Genomic DNA, 14,611 nt, shown 5'->3' with positions numbered 1-14,611 from the left:
ATCCCATGCTCCTGTTCACGATGAAACGGATGCTCAGCGGCATCGTCCTCCTTGTAGTCGTCTCGATCGCGACGTTTTTCCTCGCGCACGCCGCGATCGCCGACCCCACTGCGTCGCTGCTCGGTTCGACCGCCAGCCCCGCGCAACAGGCGGCTCTGGCCGAGAAGATCGGGCTCGATCGCCCGCTCGTCGTGCAGTTCGGGGAGTGGTTCGCCGGGCTGATCACCCTCGACTTCGGGGAGTCCTGGCGCAACTTCCGTTCCGTTGGCGACCAGCTCGCGGTCAAGGTACCGGTGACGTTGTCGGTGATCAGTCTCGCGACGCTCATCACGGCGATCGTTGGCGTTGCCTTCGGGCTTGCGGCGGGCCTGCGACCGGGATCCTGGATCGATCGCGTCACCAAGGCCGCTTCCGTGGTGTTCTTCGCGCTTCCCGGGTTCTGGGTGAGCCTTGTGCTCGTGTTGTGGTTCGCGGTGCAGCTGTCGTGGTTCCCAGCCGTCGGGTACGTGCCGGCTGACCAGTCCGTCGGCGGGTGGCTCCGCTCCATCACGCTGCCCGCTGTTTCCCTCGCCCTCGCAGGCGTCGTCGCGGTCGCAGAGCAGCTGCGCAATGCTGTTCTCGAGACCCGGCGACAAGACTGGGTGCGCACACTGCGAAGCCGCGGTCTGTCGACCGCTCGTGTGACAGCGCACGTGCTGCGCAACTCTGCTCCGGCCGCGCTCACAGTCATCGCGCTGATGTTCGTCGGCCTGCTGTCCGGCGCCATCGTGGTCGAGGCGATCTTCTCCCTGCCGGGCATCGGACAGCTCACATACGCGTCGTCACAGAACGGAGACATCCCCATGCTCCTCGGCATCACGGTCGTATCGATCGTGTTCGTCGTCCTCGTCAATTTTCTGCTCGATCTCGCGCTCGGGTGGATCAATCCGAAGGTGCGCGTCTCATGACCACGACCGATGTCCGGATGTTCCGCGAACGCGACGAGCGCGCGCGACGCAGCAGGCTGCTGCGTCGCTTCCTCCGGCACCCGGGCGGTTTCATTCCCGCGTCCGTCTTCCTCTTCGTCGTGCTCGTCGCCGTCTTTGCTCCGTGGCTCTCCCCGCACGATCCGAACTTCGTCGACCTCGCCGCGACCAAGGCGCCGCCGAGCCCCGAGCACCTCCTCGGCGGCGATTCGACCGGGCGCGACATCTTGAGCCGACTCATCTTCGGTGCGCGCACCACGCTCTGGGGTGCGCTCGTGACGATCGCGACGGCTGTCGTCCTCGGAGTACCTGCGGGCGTCGTTGCGGGGTACAGGGGAGGGGTTTTCGATCGCGTCGCGTCGTGGGTCAGCGATGCGCTGCAATCGGTCCCGGGAATGATCATCCTGCTCGTGGTCGCTGCCGGAACCGGATCGAACTTCGTCATTCTCATGGCCACCGTCGGAGTGTTCATGGTGCCGGGGTATTTTCGCATCTCCCGCTCGACCGCGCTGTCTGTCGCTGGGGAACCGTTCGTCGCCGCCGCCGTCGTCGCAGGCCTTTCGGACACTCGGATCGTTTTCCGGCATATCGTCGCGACGGTGTATCCGCCCGTCATCATCCAAACGGCGCTGACTGCGGGCATGTCCATGGGCATTCAGGCGGGACTCCAGTTCCTCGGCATCGGCGATGCGAATACGCCGAGCTGGGGCGCGATGATGAACGAGGGGTTCCGGCTGATGCTCTCGGAGCCGCTGATCCTGCTGTGGCCGTCGCTCGCGCTTGGCGTCACGATCGCGGTGTTGGCGGTGATGGGGTCCACGCTCGCGGAGCTCGTGCGAGTGAAAGCGCCCGTCGCCGGCGGAGTCGATCGCCCGGACGACGAGGCGCACGCGGCGAGCGGAGAGCTCGCTCATGCCGACGGCGCGCAGGCCGTGGCCGTGCACGGCCTACGCGTGAGCTACGCGACCGCAGCGGGAGAGACCGAGGTGGTGCACGGCGTTTCTCTCGACGTCGCGCCAGGCGAGGTCGTCGGCATCGTCGGCGAGTCGGGGTCAGGCAAATCACAGACCGTGTTTTCGTTGCTCGACCTGCTGCCCGAGGGGGGAACGGCCCGCGCCGACCGGATGGTGATCGGTGGTCGGGACGTCTTGAGCATGCCGACGAAGCGGCGCCAGGAGCTGCTGGGACGAGAGATCGGGTACATCCCGCAGGAGCCGATGAGCAACCTCGATCCGTGCAGCTCTGTCGGACATCAGCTTGTCGAACCGCTGCGACGCGTGCACGGCCTGGGTCGTGCTGAGGCGATCGGTCGGGCGCTGCACATGCTGGCTCGCGTGGGGATCCCGGATCCGGAGCGAGTCATGCACAGCTACCCGCACGAGATCTCCGGCGGGATGGCGCAGCGCGTGCTCATCGCAGGTGCGCTCGCAGGCGATCCGTCGGTGCTCGTCGCGGATGAGCCGACGACCGCCCTCGACGTGACGGTGCAGGCGGAGGTCCTCGAGCTGCTGCGGGAGCTGCAGCGGGAGGCCGGTTCCGCCCTCCTCATCGTCACCCACGACTTCGGCGTCGTCGCGGATATCTGCGACCGCGTCGTCGTGATGCGCGGCGGGTCGGTGGTTGAGACGGGACCGGTCGCGGAGCTGTTCTCGAGGCCTTCCGAGGCGTACACGCGTGACCTCATCGCCGCGTCCCTGGACGATGCAGCGTCGCGGGCGGAACTTGACCGCGCGTGGAGGGAAAGCGGACGGGAGGTGGCGCGATGACCGCGGGACAGGCGCCCGATCCGCTGCTCCGCGTAAGCGACCTCATCGTCGAGTATGGCCACGGGCGGCGCGCCCATCGTGCGCTGCATGGTGTGGACCTCGACATTGCCGCTGGCGAGTGTGTCGGGCTCGTCGGCGAGTCGGGGTCGGGAAAGTCCACGCTCGGCAAAGCGGTTCTGGGTCTCGCGCCGGCATCGGCGGGCACGATCGCGTTCGACGGCGAAGACATCACCCGCGCCTCGAGGCGCCGTCGTCGAGCGCTCGCACAGGACATCCAGGTTGTGTTCCAGGATCCTTACGGCTCTCTGAACCCCCACCTGAGTGTTGGGGAGATCCTCGCGGAGCCGCTGACGGCCGGCGGGATCGCGGTGGCCGAAGCGCGGACGCGGGTCGCGGACATGCTCGACCGAGTGCGCCTCGACCCCTCGACCGCCGACCGCTATCCGAGCGAGTTCTCGGGAGGACAACGTCAGCGCATCGCCATCGCCCGCGCTCTCGTGCGTCGACCACGCCTGATCGTCTGTGACGAGCCCGTAAGCGCCCTCGACCTCACCACGCAGGACGTCGTGCTCGACCTGCTGCTGGATCTTCAGCGCGAGACGGGCGTGGCGTACCTCTTCGTCTCGCACGACCTCGGTGTCGTGCGTCGGATCTGTCACCGAGTCGCCGTCATGCGTCGCGGGGAGATCATCGAGATCGGCGACGGGGACCAGATCACGCGCGATCCGGTACACCCCTACTCACAGCGGTTGCGTCTGGCATCGCCTGTCGCCGACCCGGTCGAACAGCGCAGGCGCCGCGAGGCGTGGCTCGCCCTTCGGGAGGTGCCCGATGTGTATTCGGCGGGGTGATCGGTGGGGCGCAGGTCGAACCGGTACCGTCGACATGTCGCAGGAAACGGGGGAGCATCGTGCCCAAGGTGATCGATCACGACGAACGACGACGCGAGATCGTCGCGGTTGCGAAGAGGCTCATCCTGCGCGGCGGGTTCGAGGCCGCGACGATGCGGTCCATCGCAGCCGAGGCAGGATTCGCAAACGGGGCGCTGAAGCACTACTTCCCTGGGAAGGACAGTATCGTCGCCGCGACGTTCGAGAGCGTGCTCGACGAGATCACGACGGTCGTCGGGCAGGCGACGAAGGCGGAGGACCCGGGGGAGCGGCTGCGCGAGTTCGTCTTCGCCCTGCTTCCGCGCGACGCAGACAACATCGCGGCGGGACGAGTGCTGCTGGCGCTGTGGGAGTACGCAATGTCGAACGAGGACCTCGCCGATCTCTATCGTCGGCACCTCACGCAGTGGGAGGAGAGCTTCGTCGATCTTCTTCAGGCCGCGTACGACGCGGGAGAGATCGAGACTCCGCCGCCTTACGAGCGGCTGGCTGCCGAGCACATCGCCGTCACGATCGGCGCGACCGTCGTGAACCTGATGTTCCCCGGGGGCGAGCGCATTCCCGACTACGACGCCTATGTGAAGGGTTTCATCGCGCGCCTCGGGTGACTCCGTCGCGCGCAGCGCGAGAGGAGATCGTCCGATGACGCACCCCCTGCTTTCGATCGATCGTCACGTAGGCCGGGACGTCGCCGAGCGAGATCCCGTCGTGTTGCTCCACGGCTTCGGGTCGTCAGGGCGGGCAGACTGGCCGCACGACGAGTGGGTTGATCCATTCGTCGCCGCGGGGCGTGACGTGTTCGCCGTCGACTTGCCGGGACATGGGAGCGCGCCTCCGACGGGCGGACCGGTCGCGTTGTCGGCCGTGCTCGATGAGCTCGCTGATCTCGTGCGGTCAGCAGGGAGGCACGCCGTCATCGTCGGCTACTCGCTGGGTGCGCGCCTCGCGTGGGGGCTCGCCGCGCGAGCCGACGTACCCGTGTCACGACTCGCGCTCGGGGGGCTCAGCCCGGTCGAGCCTTTCGCTGCAGTGGACGTTCCCGCCGCCCGGGCAGCGCTTGCGGGGGGACCGGAACCGGCCGACGAGCTCTCCAGGATGATCCTGCGGATGGCGCGTTCGTCGGACGGCGACCCGGCGTCCCTCATCGACCTCGTCGACGGCTTCGCCGCTGATCCGTTCGATTCTTCGAGTTCCGCTCCGACTGTGCCCGTGCTCCTTATCGCGGGGGAGGAGGATCCGATGGCGACTGGGGGCGAGGCGCTTGTTCAGCGTCTCGAAGGCGGCGTGTTCCGGACGCTGCCGGGGGATCATCGGGGAGTGCTTCGATCAGCGGCGTTCCGTCACGCCGTGATGGAGTTCCTCGGCTGATCTGCCCTCTGGCAGGAGTGAACCATGCATTTTATTTTCAACATCAGGAGAAAGAAGGGTGAAACATGACCACGGTAGATGCCTCGCGGATCCTTGACGTCGCGACGGGCTACATGGCCTCGCAGCAGCTGTTCGAATCGAGCCGTATCGGCCTCTTCCGCGCGCTCGCGGATGGTCCGCGACCGGCGCAGGAGATTGCGGAACACCTGGGAGTGAGCGAACGGATCGTGCGTATCCTCGCGGATGCCATGTCGGCGAAGGGACTGTTGCGTCGCATGGGCGGCAAATATCAGCTTGAGCGGGACGCGGCGGCATTCCTGGCGGGGGGCGGGGGAGAAGTCGACCTCGCTCCGTTCCTCACGTTTCTCAGCGAGATCAGCTATTCGCACTGGATTCAGTTCCCTCACACGGTCGACACGGGGGAGCCCGGGGACCTTGGCATGGACGATGCGCGCTGGGCTACGTTCATGTCTGGGGTGATGACTTACAACGCTCTGCACGCGCGCGAGTTCGGTCGACTTGTCGACGTATCTTCCGCTCGGCGGGCGCTCGATTTCGGTGGTCTTGCGGCAGGATTCGCCATCGAGGCGATGCGCCGGAACCCGGATCTGACGACGACGTTCTTGTACGCCTCCGATTTCGAGGACGGCGTCCGCCGGGCTGTGGACGATGCCGGTCTGACAGATCGATCGGAGGTTCGGTCGGGGGACACGGCGACGACACGACCGGCGGGGACGTACGACCTCATCTTTGCCAATCATGTGATCCATCGCTTCTCGGAAGCCGAGAACAGGGGGATCTTTCGAAATCTCCGAGGTGCGGCCACCGCGGGGGCGAAGCTCACGCTGCTCGACTTCTTCTTGGATGAGGATGAGACCCCACGTGCCCTCGACGCGCAGCATGCCGGCGAGTATCTCGTGATCGACGGCACGGTCGTCTATCCGGAGTCGCAGGTTCGGGATTGGCTTGCTGCAACGGGGTGGCACGTGACCGATCGCATCACGCTCCCCGGGAGCCCGCGCGTGCTTGTCGCGGAGGCTGTCTGACGGTCCGTGCCCGCGTCGTGTTCGACGATCACGTGCGCGACGCGGGCACGGACCGACGAGTCGCGCGATCGAATACGACGCGGCCGTCCGTGATCGTCATCTCCACCGTGAGGTCAGTGAATGCCTTCCTTGACGCGACCGGATCGTCGTCGAGAACGCACACGTCGAGCACCTTGCCGACTTCCAGGGATCCTTTCCAATCGGCGGCTCCGTCCTGGATTGCGGGGGCACGCGTGACGCAGTCGAGGAGGCGGGATCGGGCGTCCGGTATCTCGTCGCCGATCATCTCCGCTCCTGCATCGAGTGCGATCCGCCAGTCTGGGGTCGTGATGGGCGCATCGGATGTGATTGTCGTGACGGTTCCTGCCTCGAGGAGTCGTGCCAGGGGCCAGGCGTCTTTGGCGCGGCCGGCACCGAGGGTCGTCGCAGCCCAGGTGCGGGTTTCACGGGCGATCACCGGTTGGATCGCCGCCGCGATGCCCGCATCGCGCATGCGAGCAGGGAGGTCGCCGAGCGCGAGGTCGGCGTGCACGGCGCAGTGTGGCCGGTTCTCGGGGGCCCCGCCGGCGCGCTCGATCGCGGTTGTGAGTGCGTCGATCGTGCGATCGCCGGTCGCATGGACGGCGACCTGCAACCCACGCGCGTGCGCAGCGCGAATCATCGCGCACAGTGCCTCCGCGGGACCGGACGGTCCCTGCGGGAGCGGCGCCCCCGACGAGCCATCGACATAGGGGGTGCGCAGCCAGGCCGTGCGCATGGGTGGAATGCCGTCTCCGAAGATCTTCACGCCAGGGATCTGGAGCCACCGCTCGTCCGTCGCAGGAACGGGGGAGTGGATCCCCGCCAGTACGTCCTCCAGATCGGAAGTGCCGTCGAGGGTTCCGAACAGGCGCAGCAGCGTCACCCGCGATTTCTGCTCTCGCTCTCGATGCAGCTGAAGATAGGTTTCGAGCATGTCGCTGCCGAAGCAGCCGGTCTCTCCGTCGTCCTCGCCCGGTCCGATCCCTGGCTCTGTATAGCTCGTGATGCCGAGCTCGGCGAGGAGGTTCCAGGCCTTCAGCAGTGCGCGCCGACGATCGTCCTCGGTCCTCGCGAGCGGACCGTCATGCTGGCTGTCGGCACCTTCGCCGAAGAAGAGGCGCGGCCATCGTGCTCCCAGCCATGCGGCGTGGAGATGGGCGTCGTTGATGCCGGGAATGGCCGCGCGCCCGTCGAGTTCGATGACGTGAGTGTGTTCGTCGCGGAGGGCCTCTGCCTCGTCATCGACGGCGACGATCGTGCCGTCGACCGCGGCGAGGGCGCGCGCCTCCGGGGCCGTTTCGCCCATGGTTCGGATCGGTCCCCCTCTCAAGAGGACGTCCGCGCGGGGAATCTGGTCATCGGTCACGAACACATCTCCTTTTATCCACGAATGTAGACATAAAATCACGCGGTCTCAAGGGGACGCACCCGCGGGAATGTAACTTTCCCGTTGCAGACGCACGTCGTACGTCGAATCGCGCAGGAGGTGCGGGGTAGCGTGTGCACATTGCCCCGGAAGGTGCCGGACACCTGGAGTTCGTGCGCGGCGGGGTCATTTCCCTCAGAAGGAGACAGCGTGACCAAGATCATGAAGCGTGCGGCCCTGAGCGGCATCGCAACGGCGAGCGCCGCGATCCTCCTCGCGGGCTGCGGTTCGGCACCCGAGGAGACGGGCGGATCGGGCGACGGCGAGGCGAGCAGCGACTTCCTGCCGTGCATCGTGTCGGACTTCGGTGGCTTCGACGACAAGTCGTTCAACCAGCTCTCCCTCGAGGGCGTCGAGATGGCCGCGGACGAGCTCGGTGTGGAGCCGAAGGCCGTCGAGTCGAACGCCGAGACCGACTACGCGCCGAACCTCCAGAATCTCGTCGACCAGGGCTGCGACGCGATCGCGGCCGTGGGCTTCGCGCTGTCCGCCGCGACGGTCGAGGTCGCGAACGCCAACCCCGACGTCGACTACATCCTCATCGATGACGCCGCCGACACCGACTTCGACGGTGAGAAGGACGCGGAGGCGGTCAAGCCCCTTCTGTACGACACCTCGCAGGCGGCGTTCCTCGCTGGCTACCTCGCGGCTGGCTACTCCGAGGCCGGCAAGGTCGGCACCTTCGGCGGCCAGGAGTTCCCGACGGTGACGATCTTCATGGACGGCTTCAAGCAGGGCGTCGACTACTACAACAGCGAGAAGGACACCGAGGTCGAGGTGGTCGGCTGGGACGGCGAGACGGGCTCGTTCACGGGTGGCTTCGAGGCTGGTCCCGGTGCGAAGAGCGTCGCCCAGAACATCATCGACCAGGGCGTCGACGTTCTCCTGCCGGTCGGCGGGCCGATCTACCAGTCGGCGCTGCAGGCGATCAAGGAGTCCAACAGCGACATCGCCCTCATCGGTACGGACGCCGACCTGTTCGTCTCCGACCCCGACACCGAGGACTACGTCCTCACGTCGATCCTGAAGGCGATGGACCTGTCGACCTCTGAGGCGATGCTGTCGAGCGCGAACGGTGAGTTCGACGCCGAGACGTACATCGGCACTCTCGAGAACGAGGGCGTCGGCCTCGCGGATCTGCACAACTTCGCCGACACGGTGGACGCCGAGCTCGTCAGCGAGGTGGAGGCGCTCAAGGAGGCCATCATCTCGGGCGACGTGACGGTCGAGTCGTACCTCAGCTAGTCGCGCAGAAGTCCTCGGGGGGAGGCTGGCCGGCGCCAGCCTCCCCTCATCTTCTGCGATCCATCCCGCCTGAATAGGATCAGTCCCATGAAGCTCGAACTGCGCGGCATCACGAAGAGGTTCGGCGCGCTGACGGCCAACGACCACATCGACCTCACGATAGAACCCGGCGAGATCCATTGCCTCCTCGGTGAGAACGGTGCGGGCAAGTCGACGCTGATGAACGTCCTCTACGGCCTCTACCAGGCCGACGAGGGTGAGATCGTCGTCGACGACGTCGAACAGCGGTTCTCCGGCCCCGGCGACGCAATGGCGGCCGGCATCGGCATGGTGCATCAGCACTTCATGCTCATCCCCGTGTTCACCGTCGCCGAGAATGTGATGCTGGGCCACGAGCAGACGCGGTTCGGAGGGCGGCTCGATCTCGCCGCCGCTCGCGCGAAGGTGCGCGAGATCTCCGATCGCTTCGGTTTCCATGTCGACCCGGACGCGATCGTCGAGGATCTCCCCGTCGGCGTGCAGCAGCGCGTCGAGATCATCAAAGCGCTCTCCCGCGACGCACAGGTGCTCGTCTTTGACGAGCCGACCGCCGTCCTCACGCCGCAGGAGACCGACGAGCTCATGGCCACGATGCGCCAGCTCCGGGAGGCCGGGACGTCGATCGTCTTCATCACCCACAAGCTGCGCGAGGTGCGCGAGGTGGCCGACCGGATCACGGTCATCCGCCTGGGAAAGGTCGTGGGTGAGGCCGAGCCGACCGCGACGAACGCCGAGCTGGCCTCCCTCATGGTGGGGCGCTCGGTCGAGCTCACGGTCCGGAAGGATCCGCCGAAGCTCGGCGACGAGGATCTCGTCGTCTCGGGGCTGACGGTCACGGACGAGGCGGGAACGGTCGTCGTCGACGACGTGTCGTTCTCCGTGCGCGGCGGCGAGGTGCTCGCGGTCGCGGGTGTGCAGGGCAATGGGCAGACCGAGCTCACCGAGGCGATGGTCGGATTGCAGGAACGCGTCGACGGAAGCGTCCGGCTGGGCGGATCCGAGCTCGTCGGACGATCGGTCCGCGACATCCTCGACCACGGCGTCGGCTTCGTCCCGGAGGACCGCAGCGTCGACGGGCTCGTCAAGGAGTTCTCGATCGCCGAGAACCTCATGCTCGACCGCAGCCACGGCGCACCCTTCGTGCGGAACGGCAATCTGCAGCTGCGCGAGCGCGATGCTTTCGCACACGAGAAGATCGACGAGTTCGACATCCGCACGCAGGGCCCCTCGCAGCCGGCGGGTCGGCTGTCCGGCGGCAACCAGCAGAAGGTCGTCCTCGCGCGCGAGCTGAGCCGCGATCTGTCGCTGCTCGTCGCGGCGCAGCCGACGCGCGGCGTCGACGTCGGATCCATCGAGTTCATCCACACGCGCATCATCGCCACACGCGATGCGGGGATCCCCGTGCTCGTGATCTCGACGGAGCTCGACGAGGCAGCCGCTCTCGCGGACAGGATCATGGTGATGTACCGAGGAAAGGTGGTCGGCATCGTGCCCGGTGACACGCCGCGCGAGCAGCTGGGCCTGATGATGGCCGGTATGTCTCCCGACGCCGCAGGCGCCGCATCCGGTGAGGAGGCGAGCGCATGAGCGCGGTCGAGACGCCGCAGGCGCCACCCGTCCCGTCGCGCTGGCATGAGGCGATGCGCCGCATCACGACGGGAAACGGTGTCATCGCCGTCCTCGCCGTCGCGCTCTCGCTCATCGCCGGATCGATCCTGATCGCGATCACGGACGATGGCGTGCAGGCGGCCGCCAGCTACTTCTTCGCGCGGCCCGGCGACACTCTCGCCGCGCTGTGGGATGCGGTGTCCGGCGCATACGTCGCGCTGTTCAACGGAGCCGTCTACAACCTCAACGCTGACAGCTTCGTCGGCGGCATCCGCCCCCTGACCGAGTCGCTGAAATTCGCCACGCCGCTCATCGTGGCGGGCCTCGGCGTCGGCCTGGCTTTCCGCGCCGGCCTGTTCAACATCGGCGGCCAGGGCCAGATGCTCATGGCTGCTGCCGCGGCGGGCTACGTCGGCGCGTACATGGACCTCCCGATCGGCCTGCACCTCGTCGTCGCCATCGTCGCCGGCATCATCGCGGGCGGAATCTGGGCGGGTATCGCCGGCCTCATCAAGGCGCGCACCGGTGCCCACGAGGTGATCCTCACGATCATGCTCAACCACATCGCGTTCTACCTGCTCGCCTGGATGCTCGCGACGCAGGGCGTGCTGCAGGCACCCGGATCCAACAATCCCAAGACGGCGCCGATGGCCGAGACCGCCCTCCTGCCCGAGCTTCTGGGGTCGAGGTACAACCTCCACGCCGGGTTCCTCCTGGCCCTCGTCGCGGTGGCCTTCACGTGGTGGGTGCTCGAGCGGTCGAGTCTCGGGTTCCGATTCCGAGCGGTCGGGGAGAACCCTCACGCCGCGAAGGTCGCGGGCATCAGCGTGAGCCGGATGTATGTCCTCGTGATGATCATCGCGGGCGGTCTCGTCGGTCTCGCGGGCGTCAGCCAGGTGCTCGGCACCGTCCCGACCGGCTTCGGTGGCGACATCGACGCGGGCATGGGCTTCGACGCGATCACGGTCGCGCTTCTCGGCCGCTCGTCGCCGCTCGGCATCCTCGCCGCGGGCATCTTGTTCGGCGCCTTCAAGGCCGGCGGATTCTCGATGCAGGCGGCCGAGGGAGTGCCGAACGAGGTCGTGCTCGTCGTGCAGTCGCTCATCGTGCTGTTCATCGCGGCCCCGCCGCTCGTGCGGGCGATCTTCCGCCTGCCGCAGCCGGGGGTCCGGACGGCACGAAAGCCGAAGCGCACGAAGAAGGAGGTGTCGGCATGACCTCCGTCGACCCGAAGCTCGTGAGCGACGAGAAGCGCCACGTCGCCGTCTCGTCGTGGAAGACGCCGATCATCTTCGCGGTGTTCACGGTGCTCTTCGCGCTGCTGCCGTTGTTCGGCCCCCGCGCCGGCGTGAGCACCTTCCGCCTCGCCAGCCCGTCCGCCGCGATCCCGCTGCCCGACCTCGTCCTCCCGGCAAACGAGACGGCCTGGGTCTGCGTCCTGCTGATGGCGGTCGTGACGCTCGTCGCCGTCGGGCGGACGCGGGCGCATCGTGCGCAGCCCCTCTGGATGATCGTCCTGTACGTGGCCTTCCTCATGATCGGCTTCCTGGCCTGGGCCTCGGCGGGTGGCACGCTGCCCATGATCGGCCTGCTCGGCGGTGCGCTCGCGCTCGCGACACCGCTGATCTTCGGCGCACTCGGCGGCGTCATCGGCGAGCGCGTCGGCGTGGTCAACATCGCTATCGAGGCGCAGCTGCTCGCGGGCGCGTTCAGCGCGGCCTTCGTCGGCTCCGTCACGGGCACGCCCTGGCTGGGGCTCATCGCCGCGATGGTCGCCGGGCTTCTCGTCGCGCTCGTGCTCGCGGTGTTCTCGATCACCTACTACGTCAATCAGCTCATCGTCGGTGTCGTGCTCAACGTGCTCGTGATCGGCCTGACGACGTTTTTCTACAGCACCGTGCTCAACCCGAACGCGTCAACGCTGAACTCACCCGAGCTGTTCCCCGAGATTCCGATCCCGCTGCTCAGCGAGATCCCGATCCTCGGGCCGGTGCTGTTCCGGCAGACCGTCATCGTGTACCTGATGTACGTCGTCGTGTTCATCGTCTGGTTCGGCCTGTACCGCACGCGGTGGGGGCTCCGGCTCCGCGCCGTCGGCGAGCACCCGCAGGCCGCCGACACCGTCGGCATCAAGGTGCGGGCGACGCGATACGGCAACGTCATGCTCGCCGGGGCGATCGCGGGCATGGGCGGCGCGTTCTACACGCTCGTGTCGAACCCGCAATTCGGCCGAGAGATGACGGCGGGGGCCGGCTTCATCGCGCTCGCCGCGCTCATCTTCGGTAAGTGGGATCCGATCCGCGCGACGCTCGCGGCGCTGCTGTTCGGCTTCGCGACGAATCTGCAGGGCGTGCTGAGCGTGATCGGATCGCCCGTTCCGAGCCAGTTCATGCTGATGCTGCCCTACGTCGTCACGATCTTCGCCGTCGCCGGGCTCGTCGGCAGGTCGCGGCCGCCGGCGGCGTCGGGTCAGCCGTACATCAAGAGCTGAGGAAGTCATGACGGACATCGACTGGCAGGGTCTGCGCGCCGCCGCGACCGAGGCCATGCGCAAGGCCTACGTGCCGTACTCGGAGTACCCGGTGGGCGCTGCGGCGTTCGTCGAGGACGGGCGCATCGTCGCCGGGTGCAATACCGAGAACGCTTCCTACGGCGTGGGCCTGTGCGCTGAGTGCGGCCTCATCTCGAACCTCGCGATGACGGGCGGAGGGCGCCTCGCCGCCTTCGTCTGCGTCAACGGTGCGGGCGAGACGATCATGCCGTGTGGCCGCTGCCGTCAGCTGCTGAACGAGCACGCTCTGCCGGACATGCTCTTCGAGACAGTTTCCGGGATCCGCACGATCGACGAGGTGCTGCCCGATGCGTTCGGGCCCCGCGACCTCGAGCACATGGCCGGCTGAGCAGCCGGACGACGCACACCACTTCAAGGAGACACATGACCGAGCCGTTCGACGCCGTCGACGTGATCCGCACCAAGCGCGACGGCGGTGCTGTGCCTGAGCCGGCCCTCCGCTGGATGATCGACGCCTACGCCCGCGAGTACGTCGCGGACGCCCAGATGTCGGCCTTCGCGATGGCCGTGCTGCTCAACGGCATGACCCGTGACGAGATCCGCGTGATGACGGACGCGATGATCGCCTCGGGCGAGCGCATGAGCTTCGCGGGCCTCGGCAAGCCGACCGCCGACAAGCACTCGACCGGGGGAGTGGGCGACAAGATCACCCTTCCGCTCGCACCCCTCGTGGCGTGCTTCGGCGTCGCCGTCCCGCAGCTGTCGGGACGCGGCCTCGGTCACACGGGCGGCACCCTCGACAAGCTCGAGTCGATCCCGGGCTGGCGGGCGGCGCTGTCGAATGACGAGATGTTCGCGCAGCTGCGCGGCGACGTCGGGGCCGTGATCTGCGCGGCCGGTTCGGGCCTCGCCCCAGCCGACAAACGCCTGTACGCGCTGCGGGATGTCACGGGTACCGTCGAGGCGATCCCGCTCATCGCGTCGAGCATCATGTCGAAGAAGATCGCCGAGGGCACGGAATCGCTCGTGCTCGACGTGAAGTTCGGATCCGGCGCCTTCATGAAGGACGAGGCGCGCGCCCGCGAGCTCGCCGAGACGATGGTCGCGCTCGGAACCGACTCGGGGGTGGCGACGACCGCCCTCCTCACCGACATGTCGACGCCCCTCGGGCTCACGGTCGGCAACGCGAACGAGGTGCGTGAATCTGTCGAGGTGCTCGCAGGCGGCGGCCCCGCAGACGTGGTCGAGCTGACGGTCGCGCTCGCGCGCGAGATGCTGCGCATGGCGGGCGTCGACGGGGACCCCGCCGAGGCGCTCGCCGACGGCCGCGCGATGGACACATGGCGGCGGATGATCCGGGCGCAGGACGGCGACCCGGACGCCCCGCTTCCGCGCCCGCGCGAGACCCACACCGTGACGGCGGACCGCGACGGCGTGCTGCGCTCGCTCGACGCATATGACGTCGGGCTCGCCGCCTGGCGCCTCGGCGCCGGCCGCGCGCGGGCGCAGGATCCCGTCGTCCACGCCGCCGGGATCGACCTGCACGCGAAGCCTGGCGACCGCGTGCGCGCGGGCGAGCCGCTGTTCACCCTCGCCGCGGACGACGCCGGCCGCTTCGACCGCGCCCTCGAGGCGCTGGCGGGCGCGTACGAGATCGGCGATACTGCTCACGAAGCCGCGCCGATCGTGCGCGACCGCATCGCGGCCGGATGACCGGCCGGCGCC

General features: G+C 67.8%; 13 protein-coding genes. 12 read left to right on the top strand and 1 reads right to left on the bottom strand.

The genetic code is table 11. From position 1 onward, the window contains the following. Positions 1–5 precede the first annotated feature (5 nt). The 6 genes from C0012_RS01985 (at position 6) to C0012_RS01960 (ending at position 6,035) form a co-directional block, all read left to right on the top strand. The gene (locus C0012_RS01985; protein ID WP_110588441.1) at positions 6–947 is read left to right on the top strand and encodes an ABC transporter permease; all 942 of its coding nucleotides are present in this window, start codon (positions 6–8) and stop codon (positions 945–947) included. Further along, positions 944–2,731, top strand: coding sequence for a dipeptide/oligopeptide/nickel ABC transporter permease/ATP-binding protein (locus C0012_RS01980; RefSeq protein ID WP_110588442.1), 1,788 nt, complete (start codon positions 944–946; stop codon positions 2,729–2,731). Before C0012_RS01985 ends, C0012_RS01980 begins: the two co-directional genes overlap by 4 nt. Further along, positions 2,728–3,582 (top strand): ATP-binding cassette domain-containing protein, encoded by an 855-nt coding sequence (locus tag C0012_RS01975; protein WP_110588812.1) that lies wholly within the window; start codon positions 2,728–2,730, stop codon positions 3,580–3,582. Before C0012_RS01980 ends, C0012_RS01975 begins: the two co-directional genes overlap by 4 nt. Positions 3,583–3,641: 59 nt before the next feature. Continuing rightward, a complete protein-coding gene (locus C0012_RS01970; protein WP_110588443.1) occupies positions 3,642–4,229 on the top strand; it encodes a TetR/AcrR family transcriptional regulator in 588 nt (195 codons plus the stop codon). A gap of 34 nt (positions 4,230–4,263) precedes the next feature. Further along, positions 4,264–4,989, top strand: a complete 726-nt coding sequence (locus C0012_RS01965) for an alpha/beta fold hydrolase (protein ID WP_110588444.1) — start codon at positions 4,264–4,266, stop codon at positions 4,987–4,989. A 65-nt stretch (positions 4,990–5,054) separates the two neighbouring features. Further along, positions 5,055–6,035: a methyltransferase family protein gene (locus tag C0012_RS01960; RefSeq protein WP_110588445.1), complete on the top strand. Its 981-nt coding sequence runs from the start codon at positions 5,055–5,057 to the stop codon at positions 6,033–6,035. Positions 6,036–6,063: 28 nt separating this feature from the next. On the opposite strand, the gene C0012_RS01955 is transcribed toward C0012_RS01960, so the two are convergent. Beyond that, positions 6,064–7,422 (bottom strand): amidohydrolase, encoded by a 1,359-nt coding sequence (locus C0012_RS01955; RefSeq protein WP_232527740.1) that lies wholly within the window; start codon positions 7,420–7,422, stop codon positions 6,064–6,066. Positions 7,423–7,632: 210 nt separating this feature from the next. Here C0012_RS01955 and C0012_RS01950 point away from each other — a divergent pair, with 210 nt between their 5' ends. The 6 genes from C0012_RS01950 to C0012_RS01925 all read left to right on the top strand — a co-directional run bounded on the left by C0012_RS01950 (position 7,633) and on the right by C0012_RS01925 (position 14,599). Beyond that, positions 7,633–8,727 carry a BMP family lipoprotein gene (locus tag C0012_RS01950; RefSeq protein ID WP_110588446.1) on the top strand — a complete coding sequence of 365 codons (1,095 nt, stop codon included), beginning with the start codon at positions 7,633–7,635 and terminating at the stop codon, positions 8,725–8,727. An 87-nt stretch (positions 8,728–8,814) separates the two neighbouring features. Continuing rightward, complete coding sequence (locus tag C0012_RS01945; protein WP_110588447.1) at positions 8,815–10,353, top strand: ABC transporter ATP-binding protein; 1,539 nt, start codon at positions 8,815–8,817, stop codon at positions 10,351–10,353. Then, entirely contained in the window at positions 10,350–11,591 is a 1,242-nt protein-coding gene (locus C0012_RS01940; protein WP_110588448.1) for an ABC transporter permease, read from the top strand. Before C0012_RS01945 ends, C0012_RS01940 begins: the two co-directional genes overlap by 4 nt. Then, on the top strand, positions 11,588–12,865 hold the full coding sequence (locus C0012_RS01935) for an ABC transporter permease (protein ID WP_110588449.1): 1,278 nt from the start codon (positions 11,588–11,590) through the stop codon (positions 12,863–12,865). Before C0012_RS01940 ends, C0012_RS01935 begins: the two co-directional genes overlap by 4 nt. Positions 12,866–12,872: 7 nt before the next feature. Beyond that, positions 12,873–13,274 carry a cytidine deaminase gene (locus C0012_RS01930; RefSeq protein ID WP_110588450.1) on the top strand — a complete coding sequence of 134 codons (402 nt, stop codon included), beginning with the start codon at positions 12,873–12,875 and terminating at the stop codon, positions 13,272–13,274. A gap of 35 nt (positions 13,275–13,309) precedes the next feature. After that, the gene (locus C0012_RS01925; RefSeq protein WP_110588451.1) at positions 13,310–14,599 is read left to right on the top strand and encodes a thymidine phosphorylase; all 1,290 of its coding nucleotides are present in this window, start codon (positions 13,310–13,312) and stop codon (positions 14,597–14,599) included. The last annotated feature ends 12 nt before the right edge of the window (positions 14,600–14,611 follow it).

Origin of the sequence: Microbacterium suaedae (assembly GCF_003254645.1) — a bacterium.
GTDB lineage: Bacteria > Actinomycetota > Actinomycetes > Actinomycetales > Microbacteriaceae > Microbacterium > Microbacterium suaedae.
Note: the sequence above shows the minus strand (reverse complement) of the source record. Positions and strands in the feature narration are given on the sequence as shown.

Excerpts from the sequence above, each read along its gene's own strand:
- C0012_RS01925 (WP_110588451.1), top strand. The coding sequence starts at position 13,310 with ATGACCGAGCCGTTCGACGCCGTCGACGTGATCCGCACCAAGCGCGAC.
- C0012_RS01935 (WP_110588449.1), top strand. The coding sequence starts at position 11,588 with ATGACCTCCGTCGACCCGAAGCTCGTGAGCGACGAGAAGCGCCACGTC.
- C0012_RS01960 (WP_110588445.1), top strand. The coding sequence starts at position 5,055 with ATGACCACGGTAGATGCCTCGCGGATCCTTGACGTCGCGACGGGCTAC.
- C0012_RS01945 (WP_110588447.1), top strand. The coding sequence starts at position 8,815 with ATGAAGCTCGAACTGCGCGGCATCACGAAGAGGTTCGGCGCGCTGACG.
- C0012_RS01985 (WP_110588441.1), top strand. The coding sequence starts at position 6 with ATGCTCCTGTTCACGATGAAACGGATGCTCAGCGGCATCGTCCTCCTT.
- C0012_RS01940 (WP_110588448.1), top strand. The coding sequence starts at position 10,350 with ATGAGCGCGGTCGAGACGCCGCAGGCGCCACCCGTCCCGTCGCGCTGG.
- C0012_RS01965 (WP_110588444.1), top strand. The coding sequence starts at position 4,264 with ATGACGCACCCCCTGCTTTCGATCGATCGTCACGTAGGCCGGGACGTC.
- C0012_RS01930 (WP_110588450.1), top strand. The coding sequence starts at position 12,873 with ATGACGGACATCGACTGGCAGGGTCTGCGCGCCGCCGCGACCGAGGCC.
- C0012_RS01975 (WP_110588812.1), top strand. The coding sequence starts at position 2,728 with ATGACCGCGGGACAGGCGCCCGATCCGCTGCTCCGCGTAAGCGACCTC.
- C0012_RS01980 (WP_110588442.1), top strand. The coding sequence starts at position 944 with ATGACCACGACCGATGTCCGGATGTTCCGCGAACGCGACGAGCGCGCG.